Origin of the sequence: Pseudotabrizicola alkalilacus (assembly GCF_003443995.1) — a bacterium.
Classification (GTDB): Bacteria; Pseudomonadota; Alphaproteobacteria; order Rhodobacterales; family Rhodobacteraceae; genus Pseudotabrizicola; species Pseudotabrizicola alkalilacus.
In genome coordinates this window covers 47,103-64,318 of sequence record NZ_QWEY01000006.1, presented here as the reverse complement: position 1 = coordinate 64,318, position 17,216 = coordinate 47,103, and the positions used below count along the sequence as shown (strand labels likewise).

The 17,216-nt window shown below is 64.0% G+C and carries 17 protein-coding genes and 1 tRNA gene; 9 read left to right on the top strand and 9 right to left on the bottom strand.

Annotation, left to right across the window (positions count from 1 at the left end; all coding sequences use genetic code 11):
• Positions 1-116 precede the first annotated feature (116 nt).
• Positions 117-191 (bottom strand) — tRNA-Asn (locus D1012_RS11910).
• Between the two features lie 59 nt (positions 192-250).
• Entirely contained in the window at positions 251-1,150 is a 900-nt protein-coding gene (locus D1012_RS11905; RefSeq protein WP_118152476.1) for an MBL fold metallo-hydrolase, read from the bottom strand.
• A gap of 45 nt (positions 1,151-1,195) precedes the next feature.
• Here D1012_RS11905 and D1012_RS11900 point away from each other — a divergent pair, with 45 nt between their 5' ends.
• On the top strand, positions 1,196-2,518 hold the full coding sequence (locus tag D1012_RS11900; RefSeq protein WP_118152474.1) for an ATP-binding protein: 1,323 nt from the start codon (positions 1,196-1,198) through the stop codon (positions 2,516-2,518).
• On the opposite strand, the gene D1012_RS11895 is transcribed toward D1012_RS11900, so the two are convergent.
• Genes D1012_RS11895 through D1012_RS11885 form a run of 3 tightly spaced genes read right to left on the bottom strand, consistent with a single transcriptional unit; the run spans position 2,515 to position 6,034 of the window.
• Positions 2,515-3,168 (bottom strand): ATP-binding cassette domain-containing protein, encoded by a 654-nt coding sequence (locus D1012_RS11895; RefSeq protein WP_118152472.1) that lies wholly within the window; start codon positions 3,166-3,168, stop codon positions 2,515-2,517. The two genes, D1012_RS11900 and D1012_RS11895, sit on opposite strands and share 4 nt — an antisense overlap.
• A complete protein-coding gene (locus D1012_RS11890; RefSeq protein ID WP_118152470.1) occupies positions 3,165-4,838 on the bottom strand; it encodes an ABC transporter permease in 1,674 nt (557 codons plus the stop codon). The genes D1012_RS11895 and D1012_RS11890 overlap by 4 nt, the downstream gene beginning before the upstream one ends.
• A complete protein-coding gene (locus D1012_RS11885) occupies positions 4,835-6,034 on the bottom strand; it encodes an ABC transporter substrate-binding protein (RefSeq protein WP_118152468.1) in 1,200 nt (399 codons plus the stop codon). Before D1012_RS11885 ends, D1012_RS11890 begins: the two co-directional genes overlap by 4 nt.
• A gap of 189 nt (positions 6,035-6,223) precedes the next feature.
• Here D1012_RS11885 and D1012_RS11880 point away from each other — a divergent pair, with 189 nt between their 5' ends.
• On the top strand, positions 6,224-6,853 hold the full coding sequence (locus tag D1012_RS11880; protein WP_118152841.1) for a CDP-alcohol phosphatidyltransferase family protein: 630 nt from the start codon (positions 6,224-6,226) through the stop codon (positions 6,851-6,853).
• Here D1012_RS11880 and D1012_RS11875 read toward each other — a convergent pair.
• A complete protein-coding gene (locus D1012_RS11875) occupies positions 6,850-8,061 on the bottom strand; it encodes an FAD-binding domain-containing protein (RefSeq protein ID WP_118152839.1) in 1,212 nt (403 codons plus the stop codon). The two genes, D1012_RS11880 and D1012_RS11875, sit on opposite strands and share 4 nt — an antisense overlap.
• Positions 8,062-8,252: 191 nt before the next feature.
• Between D1012_RS11875 and D1012_RS11870 the strand changes: the two genes are divergently transcribed.
• The 5 genes from D1012_RS11870 (at position 8,253) to D1012_RS11850 (ending at position 11,721) form a co-directional block, all read left to right on the top strand.
• The gene (locus D1012_RS11870; protein ID WP_100198188.1) at positions 8,253-8,885 is read left to right on the top strand and encodes an ATP-dependent Clp protease proteolytic subunit; all 633 of its coding nucleotides are present in this window, start codon (positions 8,253-8,255) and stop codon (positions 8,883-8,885) included.
• A gap of 97 nt (positions 8,886-8,982) precedes the next feature.
• A complete protein-coding gene (gene clpX, locus D1012_RS11865) occupies positions 8,983-10,248 on the top strand; it encodes an ATP-dependent Clp protease ATP-binding subunit ClpX (RefSeq protein WP_118152466.1) in 1,266 nt (421 codons plus the stop codon).
• 197 nt (positions 10,249-10,445) lie between these two features.
• The gene (locus D1012_RS11860) at positions 10,446-10,820 is read left to right on the top strand and encodes an NADH:ubiquinone oxidoreductase subunit NDUFA12 (RefSeq protein ID WP_118152464.1); all 375 of its coding nucleotides are present in this window, start codon (positions 10,446-10,448) and stop codon (positions 10,818-10,820) included.
• Positions 10,820-11,299, top strand: coding sequence for an outer membrane lipid asymmetry maintenance protein MlaD (gene mlaD / locus D1012_RS11855; protein WP_118152462.1), 480 nt, complete (start codon positions 10,820-10,822; stop codon positions 11,297-11,299). Before D1012_RS11860 ends, mlaD begins: the two co-directional genes overlap by 1 nt.
• Complete coding sequence (locus D1012_RS11850) at positions 11,296-11,721, top strand: DUF2155 domain-containing protein (protein ID WP_118152460.1); 426 nt, start codon at positions 11,296-11,298, stop codon at positions 11,719-11,721. Before mlaD ends, D1012_RS11850 begins: the two co-directional genes overlap by 4 nt.
• On the opposite strand, the gene aat is transcribed toward D1012_RS11850, so the two are convergent.
• From aat to accB, 3 genes are all read right to left on the bottom strand, one after another.
• The gene (gene aat, locus D1012_RS11845) at positions 11,616-12,326 is read right to left on the bottom strand and encodes a leucyl/phenylalanyl-tRNA--protein transferase (protein WP_118152458.1); all 711 of its coding nucleotides are present in this window, start codon (positions 12,324-12,326) and stop codon (positions 11,616-11,618) included. The genes D1012_RS11850 and aat overlap by 106 nt on opposite strands.
• Positions 12,327-12,387: 61 nt before the next feature.
• Positions 12,388-13,734, bottom strand: a complete 1,347-nt coding sequence (accC, locus tag D1012_RS11840) for an acetyl-CoA carboxylase biotin carboxylase subunit (protein WP_118152456.1) — start codon at positions 13,732-13,734, stop codon at positions 12,388-12,390.
• A 5-nt stretch (positions 13,735-13,739) separates the two neighbouring features.
• The gene (gene accB, locus D1012_RS11835) at positions 13,740-14,225 is read right to left on the bottom strand and encodes an acetyl-CoA carboxylase biotin carboxyl carrier protein (RefSeq protein WP_118152454.1); all 486 of its coding nucleotides are present in this window, start codon (positions 14,223-14,225) and stop codon (positions 13,740-13,742) included.
• A 248-nt stretch (positions 14,226-14,473) separates the two neighbouring features.
• On the opposite strand from accB, the gene D1012_RS11830 reads away from it, so the two are divergent.
• Both D1012_RS11830 and preA read left to right on the top strand, forming a co-directional pair.
• Positions 14,474-15,799, top strand: a complete 1,326-nt coding sequence (locus D1012_RS11830) for an NAD(P)-dependent oxidoreductase (RefSeq protein WP_118152452.1) — start codon at positions 14,474-14,476, stop codon at positions 15,797-15,799.
• A gap of 24 nt (positions 15,800-15,823) precedes the next feature.
• A complete protein-coding gene (preA, locus tag D1012_RS11825) occupies positions 15,824-17,122 on the top strand; it encodes an NAD-dependent dihydropyrimidine dehydrogenase subunit PreA (RefSeq protein ID WP_118152449.1) in 1,299 nt (432 codons plus the stop codon).
• Positions 17,123-17,216 lie beyond the last annotated feature (94 nt).

Genomic DNA, 17,216 nt, shown 5'->3' with positions numbered 1-17,216 from the left:
CTCCGACTCTTTGTGCGCAGCAAAAACCGCGACATTGGGCACAGAGGGCGAGACGAACGGGAACAGGTTGAGAGCGAACTCTCAACCCGTTGATTTCCCATTAGATTTTAGGAACTTGGCTCCGGCGGTAGGGATCGAACCTACGACCAATTGATTAACAGTCAACTGCTCTACCGCTGAGCTACGCCGGAACACGTGGGCCGTATAGCAAGTGGTTCTGGGGGCGTAAAGGGGATTTCCGGAAAAATCGTTACAACGGGTCAGATCGGGTGAAGATTGTGTCCGGGCCGGGAAGATCCCGGCAGATAACAGCGTTTCTGGCCGCAAGATCAATGAGATGCGCCAGCACGTTTCTGGTGGCCGCTGCGTGCAATCCGGCGGGGATGTCGTGGTAAATCCGGCGGGTCAGGTCGGCGGGGGTGGCAGGGGCTGCGCGCAGAACCGCCATCACCTCGGCTTCTCGGGCGCGGCGGTGGTCGGAGAGTGCCTGCAGGCGCGCGGCGACTTCGGTCACGGCCGGGCCGTGGCCGGGGAGCATCAGGCTCCAGCGGCGTGTCAGCAGCCGGTCGAGCGAAGCCATATAGGCCGCCATGTCGCCATCGGGCGGTGAGATCAGGCTCGACGCCCAGCCCATGGCATGATCGCCCGACAGAAGCACATCGCCAAAGCCCAGACAGATATGGCCGCCCATATGCCCGGGCGTATGGATCACCCGCAACAGGCCGTCGCCACAGATCAGCCCCTCGCCATCAGTCAGCTGCCGGTCGGGGCGGAAGCTGAGGTCGACACCTTCACCGCCGCCGACAAAGCCACTGTCAGCCAGGCGCTGCATCAGCGGGCTGCGACCCGCCAACGCATCACCAAAGGCAAAGACGGGTGCCGCCGTCAGGGCAGAAAGCCGGGGAGCGGCGGCGGAATGGTCTTTATGCGCATGGGTGACCAGAATCGCGGTGACTCGTTCAGACGGATCAAGGGTCGCCAATATGGCTGCCAGGTGCTGTTCCTCTGCCGGGCCGGGGTCGACCACGATCACGCCCGCCCCATGGCCGAGGATATAGGTATTTGTTCCCGGCCCGGTCATTGCTGACGGGTTGGGGGCCAGAATCCGGCGGATGCCCTTTGCAACCTGCTCTGCCACACCCGCCTGCATCGTTGCCCGCTTTCATTTACCGTATTGCCCGGCTAGGCTAGCCGGATGCGCCTGAGCCTCAAGCCCTTTTTGCCCCGCAGCCTGTTTGGCCGTGCCGCGCTGATCCTGATCGTGCCGACGGTCACGATTCAGCTGATCGTCTCGATCGCCTTTATCCAGCGCCATTTTGAAGGCGTGACGCAGCAGCTGGTGCACGGGGTGGTGATGGAGCTGGCGCTGATGCGCGACGCGGTGGAAGCGGCGGGCAGCGTAGAGGCGGCGCTTGCGGCCGTGCAGCCGCTGGCCGGGGCGGTGGAGATCGGGGTTGAACTGCCTGTGCGGTCTGTTGCGACAACCGACCGGCGCGACTGGGCGGATCTGACCGCCCGTCCGGTGATTGCGGAGTTGCGCGAGCGTTTGCCCAATGTGCTGTCGATTGATCTGGCCAGCATAAGGGGCACGGTTCTGCTAGCCGAACAAACCCGCCACGGGCCGATTCTGTTTTCCCTGTCGCGAACGCGGGTGTCTGCGTCAAATCCGCATCAGCTGCTGGTGATCATGATGCTGGCCTCGGTGCTGATGACGCTGATCGCCTATATGTTTTTGCGCAATCAGCTGCGGCCGATCAAGCGTCTGGCCGAGGCGGCAGAGGCGTTTGGCAAGGGCGAGGCCGTGCCTTACCGTCCACGTGGCGCGCTGGAGGTGCGGGCGGCGGGGGCGGCATTTCTGGACATGCGCTTGCGGATCGAACGCGCGATTGAAACCCGCACGCTGATGTTGTCGGGGGTCAGCCATGACTTGCGTACCCCGATTACCCGGCTGCGGCTTGGCCTGTCGATGCTGCCCGAGGATGACGAAGTGCAGGCGCTGCTGTCGGATGTGCGCGAGATGGAGCGGCTGGTGGATGAGTTCCTGGCCTTTGTCCGGGGCGATGCGATGGAAGAGCCGGTCGAGGCTGATCCAGCGCAAATCGCCGCGCGCATCGTCGACAATGTGGCGCGGTCAGGCCATAGCCTTGACTGGGAGTCGCGGCTGATAACGCCGGTCATGCTGCGCCTGCGGCCGCAGGCGGTGCAGCGGGCGGTCGAAAACCTGATCGGCAATGCCTTTCGTCATGCCAACAGCGTCCGCCTGACACTCTCGGCCAATGAGCGCAGCCTGCGCTTTACGGTGGAGGACAACGGACCGGGGATTCCCGAGGCGCAGCGCGAGGCTGCGATGGCCCCCTTTACCCGGTTGGGAACGGCACGCGACCCGAACCGGGGCGGCGGCGTGGGGCTGGGCCTGTCGATTGCCGCCGATGTGGCGCGCAGTCATGGTGGCCGTTTGGTACTGGGCCGGTCCGAAGCCTTGGGTGGGCTGCGGGCCGAGTTGATCCTTGCCCGTTAAAGCTTGACCGGAATGCCGAGCGGGGTCACCACACGGCCGCCTGCAGCCTGTGCATCTTCCGGGTCATGCGTCACAAGCACCGCCGGCAACCCCTCCTTGCGGATGCGCGACAGCACAAAGCTGCGGATCTGGGCGCGCAGACCGGCATCCAGCCGCGAAAACGGCTCATCCAGCAGCAGCGCACAGGGTTGCGCCAGCAGGGTGCGCATCAGCGCCACACGGGCGCGCTGACCGCCCGACAGCGTGGCCGGATCGCGCGCAGCAAAGCCGGACAGATCGGCCTGATCCAGTGCGGCGTCAACCAGCGCGCGCCGGGCGATCCGCCCTTTGACCGAGGGTGGCAGCGCAAAGGCCAGATTGGCCCCGACCGACAGATGGGGAAACAGCACATCATCCTGAAACAGCAGGCCAACCCGGCGCAGGTGCGGGGGCAGGGTGGTGATGTCGCGCCCGGCCAGAATCACCCGGCCTGTGGTGCGGAAGGCAGGGGCAAGCGTGCCCATGATCGCGGCAAGCGCGGTGGACTTGCCCGATCCGGACGGGCCCATGATCGTCAGCACCTCGCCGGGGGCGATGGTCAGGTCCAGCGCCACCACCCGGGTCTGGCCTTGGGTGATCTGCAGATCCTGCAGCTCCAGCACGCCGGTCATGCGCTCACCGCCATGCCACGCCGGTTGCGGAACAGCATCGCAGGCACCAGCAACGCGAGGGCAAAGCCAAGCGCGGGCAGTACCATCTGCAACAGGGCATAGGTGCCGATCAGCCGCCGGTTGCCGCCCGAGGACAGGGCAACGGCTTCGGTCGTCAGGGTCTCGACCCGCCCGCCGCCGATCAGCAGCGTGGGCAGATACTGTCCGACCGACACCGCCAGCCCCACCGCCGCCGCCGTCAGCACCGGGCGCAGGAGCATCGGCAGGCGCAGGCGCCAGAACACCCGCGCCGGGGTAGCGCCCAAGGACAGACCGGCGACCGAGACGCGGGGATCCCAGGCACGCCATGCGGGGGCGAGCGACAAAAAGACGTAAGGCAGAACAAACACCAGATGGGCGGCGGCCACGGCCAGCCAATGCCCCTCGACCCCGCTGCGCAGAGCGGCGATCTGCAAGCCCGGAAGGAACGCGACCTGTGGCACCAGAAGCGGCAGGTACAGCACCCAGAGTGCGCCGGTCTGCGGCGAGAGCGCATAGCGGTGCTCGGCCTCCAGACAGGCCAGCACCAGCGCCAGCGACAGCGCGGTGGCGGCGGCGGCGATCAGCAGCGTCAACCCGCCGGTGCTGGCCAGATCGGGGGCGGCGCGCATCCATGTTTTCAGCGACAGCGAGGCGGGCAGGGCATCGGGGAACTGCCACAGCCCGGCCACCGACCAGACCGCCAGCCCGGCCAGCCCAAGGATCAGTGCCGCCGCCGTAGCCGTGCCGGTCAGCACCGCGAGCCCGCGCGCGACCGCGTCAAGCGCATGGGCGCGCAGGCCGCCTTCGGCAAGGCGGATCAGGACCAGCGCGGCGATACGCTCGGCCAGAACCCAGGCCAGCAGCGCCGCGATGACCACCGCCAGCTGCAACACCGCCCCGGCGGCAGCAGTGGCCCGCCCGGTCAGCATCGGGTCGGCCATCCAGATCACCACCTGCGCCGACAGGGTGGCGGGCCGGGTCGGGCCCAGGATCATCGCCATTTCCACCGCGGTCATCGAATAGGCCAGAACCGCATAAACCGGCAGGCGCAACTGGCTGTAAAGGCTGGGCAATACCGAAATGACAAAAGCCGCGATCCGCCCCGCGCCCAGGCTTTGCGCCACATTGATCCGCCGCGCCACATCGGCTTGCGGCAGGGCGGCGAGGGTCATCAGAAACAGGAACGGCACCTCTTTGGTGACCAGCCCCAGCGTCAGCGACACCCCGTAAGGGTCGTTCAGGATCAGCAGATCCGGCGGCTGGGTCCAGCCGGTGGCCCAGGGCGACAACAGACGCGCAATCCAGCCCGACGGCGCGATCAGAAACGCCAGCCCAAGCGCCGCTGCGGCATGGGGAACCGACAGCAGCGGGGCCAGCAGATGCTGGATCAGCGCAAAGACCCGCGTGCCCCAGAGGCTGGCGACCAGCAGCAGCGTGGCCGCGAGCGACAGGGCGGTGGCGGCAACGCCGGTGGTCAGCGACAGCCAGACCGCAGGCGACAGGCCGGGCCAGTCAAGAAGGGCGCGAAAGCCTTTGGCATCATTGGAAAATGCCGGAATCAACGTGCCCAGCAGGCCCGCCGCCACCGGCACCACCAGCAGCGCCAGTGTCAGCCGGGGGGCCCACCGCAGCGGGCCGCCGGTGATCATTGGGCGACGCCGTAGCGCTGCATCCAGTCTTGCCCGATCCGCACCATCCAGCTGCCATGCGGCTCCAGCAAGGCGGGGCCAAGATCGGCAGGTGACAGGGTGGCGACACCCAGTTCCAGCGCATAAAAGCGGGCGCGGTCTGAGTCTGAAAGTGAAGAAAGGTCCAGAACCGTCTGAAATCCCAGCACATCCGGGTCTTGGGCGCGGGCCTGAATCTCGGGGTCCAGCAGCAGGTTTGCCACCACCTGCGCGCCCGCCTGATGCGCCGCGTTGAACGGGATCGCCACAAATGACGCGTTGCCGATGGTGCCGTCCTCAAAGGTGAAGGTGCGCACCGTGTCGGGCAGGTTTCCGGCAGCAATCTCGGCACTGGCGCGACCGGGGTTGAGGGCAAAGCCGATATCGACCTCGGCATCAGCCAGCAATTGCCCCAGCGCCGGTTCGTTCTGCGGATAGGCCTTGCCCGCACGCCACAGCGCTGGTGTGACGGCATCGAGCCAGTCCCACATCGGGGCGACCGTTGCCTCATACGTGGCCTCATCCAGCGGCTGCTGCATCACCGAGGGGTCGGCCAGCGTGCCGTAAGCCACCTGCTTGAGGAATGTGGTGCCCAGATAATCAGGCGGCTGCGGATAGGTGAAGCGGCCCGGGTTGGCGATGATAAAGTCTTTCAGCGCGTTCAGGCTGCGCGGCGGTTCGGGCAGGCGGGCGGTGTCATATTCGAACACGAACTGCGCCATGGCCCAGGGCGATTCATACCCTTCGGTCGGCAGGGTGAAATCGGTGACCACGGCAGGCTTGCCCGCTACATCCACCAGTGGCCAGTTCGGCAGGCTTTCCGCAAAGGGGCCGAACAGCAGGCCCTGATCCTTCATCGCCGCAAAATTCTCGCCGTTGATCCAGATCAGATCCACCGCGCCGCCCGTGACCGTTCCCGCATCGCGTTCCCCCAGCACCCGCGCGACCGCATCGGCGGTGGAGGCGAGTTTGACATGCTCGATGGTCACACCATGCCGGGCCTGTGCCTGTCCGCCGACGAAGGCGATGAAATCATTGATCTTCGGATCACCACCCCAGGCATGCCAATAGACCGTCTGCCCCTTTGCCGCATCAAGAATGCTGTCCCAGTTGGTCTGCGCTTGCGCGGGCAGGGCAAAGAGGGCGGCGGTGGCGATCAGGAAATGGCGTCGGTGCATGGGAACCCCTGTGTGACGGCCTTTAAGCGGCCTGTTGTCCGCTTGTCGCGGGATATAGCTTCGGGATAGGCAAGGCACAGCCCGGCGCGCAAGCCTATTTCGTTGCAAACAACCGTTCGTGAGGCCGGATGGGGCTGGACGACAGGGCGAGGCGCGGCAATGATCCGGGCCATCAAGGAGAGTTCTGCCATGCTTGACGGAGCCATGCGCCGCCTGATCGACCCGCCGTTGAACCGTACCGGGCGCTGGCTGGCGGCGCGCGGGGCGACGGCAGACGGGATCACCCTGCTGGGGCTGGGGTTCGGGCTGGCGGCGGCGGGGATGATTGCAGGCGGTCTGCCGGGTTGGCTGGCGCTGGTGCCGCTCTTGATCGGGCGGGTGCTGGACGGGCTGGATGGCGCGGTGGCGCGGGCGACGTTCAAGACCGATTTCGGCGGATACTTCGATATTTTCTGCGACTTTGTGTTTTATGCGGCAATTCCGTTGGCCTTTGTGCTGCGTGATCCGCAGGCAAACGGTGTGGCGGGGGCGTTTTTATTGGCAGCATTTTACACAAATGCGGCCAGTTTTCTGGGCTATGCGATCATTGCCGCAAAGCGGCGGATGAGCACGACGCAGCAGGGGGAAAAGTCGCTGTATTATGCGGTGGGCCTGCTTGAAGGCACCGAAACGATTGTGTTCTTTACGTTGCTTTGCCTGTTTCCCGCGATGTTCCCAGCGGCTGCGATGGTGTTTGGCGGCTTGTGTCTGGTCACAGCCGCAGCCCGTGTTGTGCTGGGCCGGCGCGAATTTTTTGATGCGCCTTCGGGGCGTGACTAGACCAGCCCCTGCTGTATCAGATGGCGTGCTGTCTGGTGAAAGCGGAAAAAACCCTGCGTTGCATGCGGCCAGAGCGCGGCATCGTACGGCCGCATTGCCCGGACCAGACGGATGTTTTCCGCCGCCAGTCTGGTGTCAAGTGATGCGAGCAGGCTGGCGACCGGGCCGACCGGCGCGAACGGGGTCACGATCTGGACAGCCCCGCTTTGCCGCGCCCAGGCCACCAGCGCATCGACCGCGCCCGGCCCCTGTACCGGACCATGCAAGGTCGACAGATCTGCGGCCAGACGGCGGCTGCAATCGGTGACCGCACGGCGCAGGAAATCCCCGATGAGCGGAGAAACCGGACGGGGGGAACGGGCACCGGGGGCCAGCAGAAAGGCGGTTGACAGCGGGCGCAACCCAGCCTGCAGCAGCCAGTCGGGTGACAGATCGTCTTCGTGCAGCAACAGCGCCGTCGGCAGGTTGCGGTTCCACAGCCCGCCCTGCGGGCAGGGGCCGGGAACCGGGCTGGGCGGGGCGGCAACCGGAAAAACCCTTTGTGCCAGACCCTTGGGCCAGTATCGGCCGTCGCTGAGTGTGGTGATCACCTCGGCCTGAGCCAGATACTGCTTGCCCGGCGTGTGCAGCCCGGCGACCCAGCGCCAGGACAGGGTGTTCGACGCGGGATCGCCATCAAGCAGATGTCGCAGAAAGAAATCCGCCCCCAGCTGCCAGGGCAGGTGCAGGGTGTAGAGCCAGATCGAGGCAAAGCACATCCGCTGGTGGTTGTGCAGATAGCCGGTCGCGGTCAGGTCGCGCGCCCAGTGATCAAAGCCGTCAATGCCGGTTTGTCCGGTGCAGGCGGCCTCATAGGTGTGGGCCAGAGTGCGGTCGCGGTCCAGCCGGGCCAGAGATGCCGCCACACCGGCCTGAGTCTCGCGCCAGACATGCGGCCGTATCTCCAGCCAGCCTTTCCAATAGGCGCGCCAAAGCACTTCGGCGACAAAGGTCTCGGCGCTGTCGCCATGTGCGTCACGTGCGGCCCGGATCACCTCGGCCTCGGTCAGCAACCGGCTGCGCAGATAGGGGGAGAGCTGCGAGACATGCGGGTGGCCGGGCCGGTGCAGGTTGCGGTGCTTTGCATAGGCGCTGCCTGCATGGGGGATGAACTGCGCCAGTTGCGCAAGGGCGCAGGCGCGGGTTGCTGCGGAAAAGGTGGGTGTCATCTGCATGGTCAGCGGGAGCTAGCGCACACGGGGCTGTGATCAAGCCCGCCGCATGTCATGATTCGTCGCCTTGCCCTGGGCCTTGCGGAAACGAAAAAGCCGCCTGCCCTTGCAGCCCCCGCATCGCCCTACTAAGACTCTGTCAACGACCGCCCCGTATTCACCTATCAGACATCCAAGAGGCAGGCCCCATGCGCGACCCCGTTGATCACTACATGAACACCCTCGTCCCCATGGTTGTCGAACAGACCAGCCGGGGTGAGCGGGCCTATGACATCTTTTCGCGCATGCTCAAGGAGCGGATCATCTTTCTGTCCGGCCCGGTGCATGATGGCATGTCGTCGCTGATCTGCGCCCAGCTGCTGTTTCTGGAGGCGGAGAATCCGTCAAAGGAAATCAGCATGTATATCAACAGCCCCGGCGGTGTGGTGACCTCTGGCCTGTCGATCTATGACACCATGCAATACATCAAACCCAAGGTTTCAACCCTTGTGATCGGGCAGGCGGCGTCGATGGGGTCGCTGCTGCTGACCGCCGGTGAAAAGGGCATGCGCTTTTCCCTGCCCAACAGCCGGGTCATGGTGCACCAGCCAAGCGGCGGCTATCAGGGGCAGGCGACGGATATCATGATTCACGCCCGCGAGACCGAAAAGCTCAAGCGCCGGTTGAACGAGATCTACGTTCACCACACCGGCAATTCCTATGAGACGGTCGAGGCGGCGCTGGAGCGCGACAACTTCATGTCCGCCGAAGATGCCAAAGCCTGGGGCCTGATCGACGAGATCGTGGCCAGCCGTGGCAAAGTGGATGACACGACGAAGTGACACCTTGCCCCCCGGACCATGCGTCCGGGGGGCGATTTGACATTGTGGAGGGTCCGGGCTTGGCCTAGACTTGTCCTGACAAGGCTTGAGGAAACCCATGGCGAACAATTCCGGCGACAGCAAGAACACGCTTTACTGTTCCTTCTGCGGCAAAAGCCAGCACGAGGTGCGAAAGCTGATTGCCGGTCCCACCGTATTTATCTGCGATGAATGTGTGGAACTTTGCATGGATATCATCCGTGAAGAGACCAAGGCCACCGGCCTGAAATCCACCGATGGGGTGCCGACACCGCGCGATATCTGCAAGGTGCTGGATGATTACGTGATCGGCCAGATTCATGCCAAGCGGGTGCTGTCGGTCGCGGTTCACAACCATTACAAGCGGCTGAACCATTCATCCAAATCCGATATCGAGCTGTCAAAATCCAACATCCTGCTGATCGGCCCCACCGGCTGTGGCAAGACCCTGCTGGCCCAGACCCTCGCCCGGATTCTGGATGTGCCGTTTACGATGGCTGATGCCACCACGCTGACCGAAGCGGGCTATGTCGGCGAGGATGTCGAAAACATCATCCTGAAACTGCTGCAAGCGTCAGAATACAACGTTGAACGGGCGCAGCGCGGAATCGTCTATATCGACGAGGTCGACAAGATCACCCGCAAATCCGACAACCCCTCAATCACCCGCGATGTCTCGGGCGAGGGCGTGCAGCAGGCGCTGCTGAAGATCATGGAAGGCACCGTGGCATCGGTGCCGCCGCAGGGCGGGCGCAAGCATCCGCAGCAGGAATTCCTGCAGGTCGACACCACCAACATTTTGTTCATCTGTGGCGGGGCCTTTGCCGGGCTTGAAAAGATCATCGCCCAGCGGGGTAAAGGGTCGGGCATCGGCTTTGGCGCCGACGTGAAAGACCCGGACTCGCGCGGTGTGGGAGAGCTGTTCAAGGAGCTGGAGCCGGAAGATCTGCTGAAATTCGGGCTGATCCCGGAATTTGTCGGTCGTCTGCCGGTGATAGCCACGCTGACCGATCTGGATGAGCCGGCGCTGGTCACCATTCTGACCGAACCCAAGAATGCTCTGGTCAAACAGTATCAGCGCCTGTTCGATATCGAAGGCGTGAAGCTGACCTTTACCCCCGACGCTCTGGTGGCGATTGCGCGGCGCGCGATCAAGCGCAAGACCGGCGCGCGCGGTCTGCGCTCGATCATGGAAGATATCCTGCTCGACACCATGTTCGAGCTGCCCGGGATGGAGGGCGTGCAGGAGGTCGTGGTCAAGGAAGAGGCGGTCAACGCCGGGGCCAAGCCGATGCTGGTCTATACCGAAGCACCGAAGAAAAAAGAAACCGCCAGTGCAGGCTGACTGACGGGGACCGAAGGATGCAAAGGCGCGGGCTGGTCCCGCGCTTTTGAATTTTCGCAGAAAATTCGATCTTGTGGCAGGGATGATTTTTCTGCGAAAAATCGCGCAAACGCCCGCTGGCGGTGCAGGGCGCGCGCGGCCCCTAGACCTTGCCCGCCATTTCCGCCATATCAGACACAAGCAACCGGAGGCTCCCGATGTATTTCCTCAAGCGCCTGCTCACCTGGTGGAACGGCCAGACGATTGGCACCCAGATCTTTACCGCCCGCAAAGGCATAAAGGTGGGCGAGGATGATCAGGGCAACATCTATTATCAGACCGCTGACGCGAAAAAGCGCTGGATCATCTACAATGGCGAGATGGAAGCCTCACGCGTGTCGCCCGACTGGCATGGCTGGCTGCATTTCACCTGGGATCAGCCGCCGACCAAGGCCCCTCTGACCCATAAGGTCTGGGAAAAGCCCCATCAGGAAAACCTGACCGGAACCGAAGGGGCTTATGCGCCTGCCGGGTCGCTGCGTCGTCCGGCGCCTGTGGCCCGTACCGATTACGAAGCGTGGCAGCCAGAATAATGGCCTCTGAACGCGCTGAAATTCTGGCGGGCGCTGCGGTGCTGGCGGTGGCGGTGGGTTTTCTGGCCTATGCTGCAAATTCTGCCGGGCTGATGGCGCGGGTGGGTGAAACCTATCCGCTGACCGCCAGCTTTCGCGCCATGGACGGGATCAGCGTCGGCTCTGACGTGCGGATGGCGGGGATCAAGGTCGGCACCATCAGCGATCTGCGTCTGAACCCGCAGACCTTTTTTGCCGATGCTACGATCCGGCTGCGCAGTGATATCCTGTTGCCAGACGACAGCGCGATCCTGATTTCCTCCGAAGGACTGCTTGGCGGCAACTTTGTCGAGATCGTTCCCGGCGGGTCGCTGGACAACCTGGCACCTGGCGATGAGATCGAGGATACCCAAGGCGCTGTCAGCCTGATCACCCTGCTGATGAAATTTGTCGGCGGCGGCTCGGATACCCCGGCGGGCGCAGAGGCGGGCACGGAATGAAACGGCTGTTGCTCTTGGCGCTGATGCTGGCCCCCGTGCCGCTGGCGGCGCAGGACATGGCGTCCGCCCCCGGTGGCACGCTGCGGTTTCTGGACAAGGTGACGGGCCGGGTGCAGGATCTGTCGCTGTCGCGCGGGCAGTCGGTGGCGCTGGGGCGGCTGACGGTGCAGCTCGATGAATGCCGCTTTCCCCGCGACAACCCGGCGGCGGATGCGCAGGCGCATGTGACCGTGGTGGATACCACCGCCACCCGGCCGATGTTTACCGGCTGGATGCTGGCCTCCAGTCCGGCGCTGTCGGCGATGGATCACCCGCGCTATGATATTTGGGTGCTGTCCTGCGACTCCGGCTTCGTCGCCCCCGAGGTGACCGAGCCAGAGGAAGACCCGGACGCGCCGCTGGAAGAGATCAACGAAGGATAAGGCGCATAGCCGGGCGGATCGAACCGCGCCTTCTGGCGCAGGGCGCGGTCCAGCCTGCGGTGGTATTCGGCGCGTGGGATTTCCGTCGCGCCAAGGCTGGCCAGATGTGGGGTCAGGAACTGGGTATCGAACAGCGTAAACCCGCCCGCCTGCAACCGGTGTACCAGCCAGGCCAGAGCGATCTTTGACGCATTCGTACGGCGTGAGAACATCGATTCGCCAAAGAATGCCGACCCCAGCACCACGCCATACACGCCGCCGATCAGCCGCTCACCCTCCCACACCTCCAGACTATGCGCGCGGCCCTCGCGGTGCAGCGCCTCGTACAGGGCAAAGATCGGGGGGTTGATCCAGGTTTCCGCGCGGTCGGCACAGGCCGCGACCACGCCGGAAAAATCGGTGTCTACCGCCACCTGATACTGGTCGCGCAGCACAGCGCGGCGCAGCGAGCGTGAAATGTGGAACCGGTCCAGATCGAACACGCCCCGGCGTTTGGGGTCGACCCAGTGAATGTCCTGCGATGTCGCGGAGTCTGCCATCGGGAAGATTCCCATCGCATAGGCCTGCAACAACAGTCGGGGGGTGATCTGTCGATTGCCCGTCATGTCAGCCGCGCAGCCGGGACGGGACAGGCGGCGGGGGGGCGGGTCGCCCCCCCGGCAGGGCTTAGCCGAACTGGGCAGCCAGCCATTTTTCCAGCCAGTGAATGTTGTACTCGCCCGACTGGATGTCAGGCTCGTTCAGCAGGGCATCGAACAGCGGTACCGTGGTCTCGACCCCGTCGATGATCAGCTCTCCCAAAGCGCGGCGCAGGCGGGCCAGCGCCTCGGGCCGGTCGCGGCCATGCACGATCAGCTTGCCGATTAGGCTGTCGTAATAGGGTGGGATCGAATAGCCGGAATAGAGCGCCGAATCCATCCGCACGCCAAAGCCGCCGGGGGCGTGGAACATCTGGACCTTGCCGGGGCAGGGCGAGAAATTCGGCAGTTTTTCGGCGTTGATCCGCACCTCGATGGCGTGGCCGTTGATTTCCAGCTCGTCTTGCGTGAACGACATCGACATGCCAGAGGCAACGCGGATCTGTTCGCGCACCAGATCGACGCCGAAGATGTATTCGGTGACCGGGTGTTCGACCTGCAGCCGGGTGTTCATCTCGATGAAGTAGAACTTGCCGTCTTCATACAGAAATTCGACCGTGCCCGCGCCGATATAGTTGATCTTGGCCACGGCTTCGGCACAGATCTTGCCGATATCAGCGCGCATTTTCGGGGTGATCGACGGGCCGGGGGCCTCTTCGAACACCTTCTGGTGGCGGCGCTGCAAGGAGCAGTCGCGTTCGCCCAGATGCACGGCGTTTCCTTTGCCGTCGCCAAAGACCTGAATCTCGATATGGCGCGGTTTTTGCAGGTATTTCTCGATATAGACTTCGTCATTGCCAAAGGCGTTCTTGGCCTCGGACCGGGCGGTGCGGAAGGCGACTTCCAGTTCGGCGGCATTCTTTGCCACCTTCATGCCGCGCCCGCCACCGCCTGCGGTGGCCTTGATGATCACCGGAAAGCCGATCTTTTCCGCCACGCCGATCGCGGTTTCGAAATCGGGCACGCCACCATCGGACCCCGGCACGACCGGTATGCCCAGTTCCATCGCGGTGACCTTGGCGGTGATCTTGTCGCCCATGATGCGGATATGTTCGGCATTGGGGCCGATGAAGGTCAGGCCGTGATCTTGCAAGGCCTGCGCAAAGCTGGCGTTTTCGGACAGGAAGCCGTAGCCCGGATGCACGGCTTGTGCGCCGGTGATCTCGCACGCCGAAATGATGGCGGCCTTGTTGAGATAGCTTTCGGTGCTGGAGGCCGGGCCGATGCAGATCGACTCATCCGCCATGCGCACATGCATGGCATCGGCGTCAGCGGTTGAGTGGACGGCGACCGATTTGATCCCCATTTCGCGGCAGGCGCGGATCACGCGCAGCGCGATCTCCCCCCGGTTGGCGATCAGGATTTTTTCAAACATCGGCGTCACTCGATGATCAACAGGGGCGCGCCGAATTCAACGGCGGTGCCATCCTCGACCAGAATGCGCTTGATGGTGCCGGCGCGCGGGGCAGGGATGTGGTTCATGGTCTTCATCGCTTCGATGATCAGAACCGTCTGCCCCTCGGCCACGGTGGCGCCGATGGTGATGAAGGGCGTCGCACCGGGTTCAGCCGCCAGATAACAGGTGCCGACCATGGGCGAGGTGACTGCGCCCGGATGCTGGGCCGGGTCATCATTGCCTGCGGCTGCTGCCGGAGCGGAGGCCGGAGCCGGCGCTGCGGCATAGACCGGGGCGGGGGCAGCTACTTGGGTGGTGACGATATTGGCCTGTTTGACCACGCGCACCTCAAGGCTGTCATCCTCGCCATATTCGCGCTTTACGCTCAGCTCGGTCAGTTCGTTCTTGTTCAGAAGCTCTGCAAGGGCCGAGATAAAGGCCACATCTGCGTCGGGGGAATGTTTGCTCATGCCGTCCTCTATTGGCGTTTATGCCAGTTGGTGACCGTCTTACCATGGCGCAAAGGCCTCGGTCGGGGCTGTCCGCTTATAGCCCGCGTTTTCGGGCGAGAAAAGCACCCTTTCGGCTGTGCAATTTTTGGGCAGTCTGATGGCGCGATCCCGAAATTTTGTGGCGCAGTAAAATTTACCATTTGATAAAAAAATGGACCTGTGCCAGCTTTTTCTCAAAGATCATAAAAACAGGGAGACGACCGCCCATGACCAACAGCCCGCTGACGCCCGGCATTGCCCCCGCGCGCCTGCCAGCCGACAGGATCGTCGGGAACTTTGCCGACCACGAACCACCACTGGATCAGCATGAGGCGCATGTCGCCGCTGATCGCTGCTATTTCTGCCATGATGCGCCTTGCGTTACGGCCTGCCCGACCAGCATCGATATTCCGCTGTTCATCCGCCAGATCGCGACTGGCACCGCGGAGTCTGCGGCGACCACGATCTGGACTCAGAACATTCTGGGCGGCATGTGCGCCCGTGTCTGCCCGACCGAGACGCTGTGCGAAGAGGTCTGCGTGCGCGAGGTGGCCGAGGGCAAGCCGGTGGAGATCGGGCGCTTGCAGCGCTTTGCCACCGATACGGCGATGGCGCGCGGCTTGCATCCGTTTGCCCGCGCGGCTGCGACCGGCCGGACGGTGGCGGTGGTGGGGGCGGGGCCTGCGGGTCTGGCCTGCGCGCACCGGCTGGCGCTGCACGGGCACGAGGTGATGGTCTATGAGCGCCGCGCCAAGGCGGGGGGGCTGAACGAATACGGCATCGCCAGCTACAAATCGACCGGCAATTTTGCGCAGAGGGAGGTGGAGTGGCTGCTGCAGATCGGCGGCATCACGGTGCAGACCGGGGTGGAACTGGGCCGGGATATTAAGCTGGAGGGCCTGCTTGCCATGCATGACGCGGTGTTTCTGGGCATCGGTCTGGGCGGCGTGAATGCCCTGCGCGCGGCGGGCGAGGATAAGGCAGGCGTGGCCAATGCCGTCGATTTCATCGCCGAGTTGCGCCAGACCGATGATCTGACCACGCTGCCGGTGGGTCGCGATGTGGTGGTGATCGGCGGCGGGATGACGGCGGTGGATGCCGCCGTGCAGTCAAAGCTGCTGGGGGCGGAAAACGTCACCATCGTCTACCGGCGCGGTCAGGACAGGATGAGCGCGTCAGGCTACGAGCAGGAGCATGCGACCAGTGTCGGCGTGCGGATCATCTGCAACGCCGCCCCGGTGGCGGTGCATGGCAATGGTGCGGTGCGCGAGGTGGAGTTCGGCTATGTGGCCGACACCGCCGATGGGCTGCAGCCGACCGGCGAGACATTCCGGCTGAAGGCCGATCAGGTGTTCAAGGCCATCGGACAGACCCTGAGCGGTGTGCCGGCGGGGGCTGCGCTGGAGGGCGGCAAGATTGCCGGATTGCCAGCGCGGGTCTGGGCCGGGGGCGATTGCACGGGCGGGGGCGAAGACCTGACCGTGACCGCTGTCGCGCAGGGCCGGGATGCGGCAGAGGCGATTCATGTGTCCCTGATGGGGGTGGCGGGCTGAACCCCGCCCTACGGAGAGATTGATATGGCAAACCTGACAACCGATTTCATCGGCATCAAATCCCCCAACCCGTTCTGGCTGGCCTCGGCCCCGCCCACGGACAAGGAATACAACGTCCGCCGCGCTTTTGAAGCAGGCTGGGGTGGCGTGGTGTGGAAAACCCTTGGCTCTGAAGGGCCGCCGGTGGTGAACGTCAACGGCCCGCGCTATGGCGCGATCTGGGGCGCGGACCGCAGGCTTCTGGGGCTGAACAACATCGAGCTGATCACCGACCGACCCTTGGAGGTGAACCTGCGCGAGATCAAATCGGTCAAGCGCGACTGGAAGGACCGGGCGCTGATCATTTCGCTGATGGTGCCCTGCGATGAGGAATCGTGGAAAGACATCCTGCACCGGATCGAGGATACCGAGGCTGACGGGGTGGAACTGAACTTTGGCTGCCCGCATGGCATGGCCGAGCGCGGCATGGGGTCTGCTGTGGGGCAGGTGCCGGAATATATCGAGATGGTCACGCGTTGGGTCAAACAGCACTCGCGCATGCCTTGTATCGTCAAGCTGACGCCGAACATCTCTGACATCCGCAAGCCTGCCGAAGCCGCCAAGCGCGGCGGGGCGGATGCGGTTTCGCTGATCAACACCATTAATTCGATCACGAGCGTTAACCTCGACAGTTTCAGCCCCGAGCCGATGATCGACGGCAAGGGCACCCATGGCGGCTATTGCGGCCCGGCGGTGAAGCCGATTGCGCTGAACATGGTGGCCGAGATTGCGCGGTCGCCCGAGACCCATGGCCTGCCGATTTCCGGCATCGGCGGGGTGACCACATGGCGCGATGCGGCAGAGTTCATGGCGCTTGGCGCGGGCAATGTGCAGGTCTGCACGGCGGCAATGACCTATGGCTTCAAGATCGTGCAGGAGATGATTTCGGGCCTGTCGCAGTACATGGATGACAAGGGCATGACCTCGACCGCCGATCTGGTCGGGCGTGCGGTGCCGAATGTGACAGACTGGCAGTTCCTGAACCTGAACTATGTGACCAAGGCGCAGATTGATCAGGATCTGTGCATCAAATGTGGCCGCTGCTATGCCGCCTGCGAGGATACCAGCCATCAGGCGATTGCGATGCTGCCGGGCCGGGTGTTCGAGGTGAAGGATGAAGACTGCGTCGCCTGCAACCTGTGCGTCAACGTCTGCCCGGTGGAGAATTGCATCACCATGACCGAGATGCCAAAGGGCGCGGTGGACCCGCGCACCGGGGATACGGTGGGCGATTACGCCAACTGGACCACGCATCCCAACAACCCGAGCGTGGCAGCGGAGTAGGGCGGGGTTAACCCCGCCACGGCAACGCCATCGCCCCCCCACCCTCTCCCTCCCCCACAAGGGGGGAGGGAAGCGCCGGTCTTGCCGCCGTCCC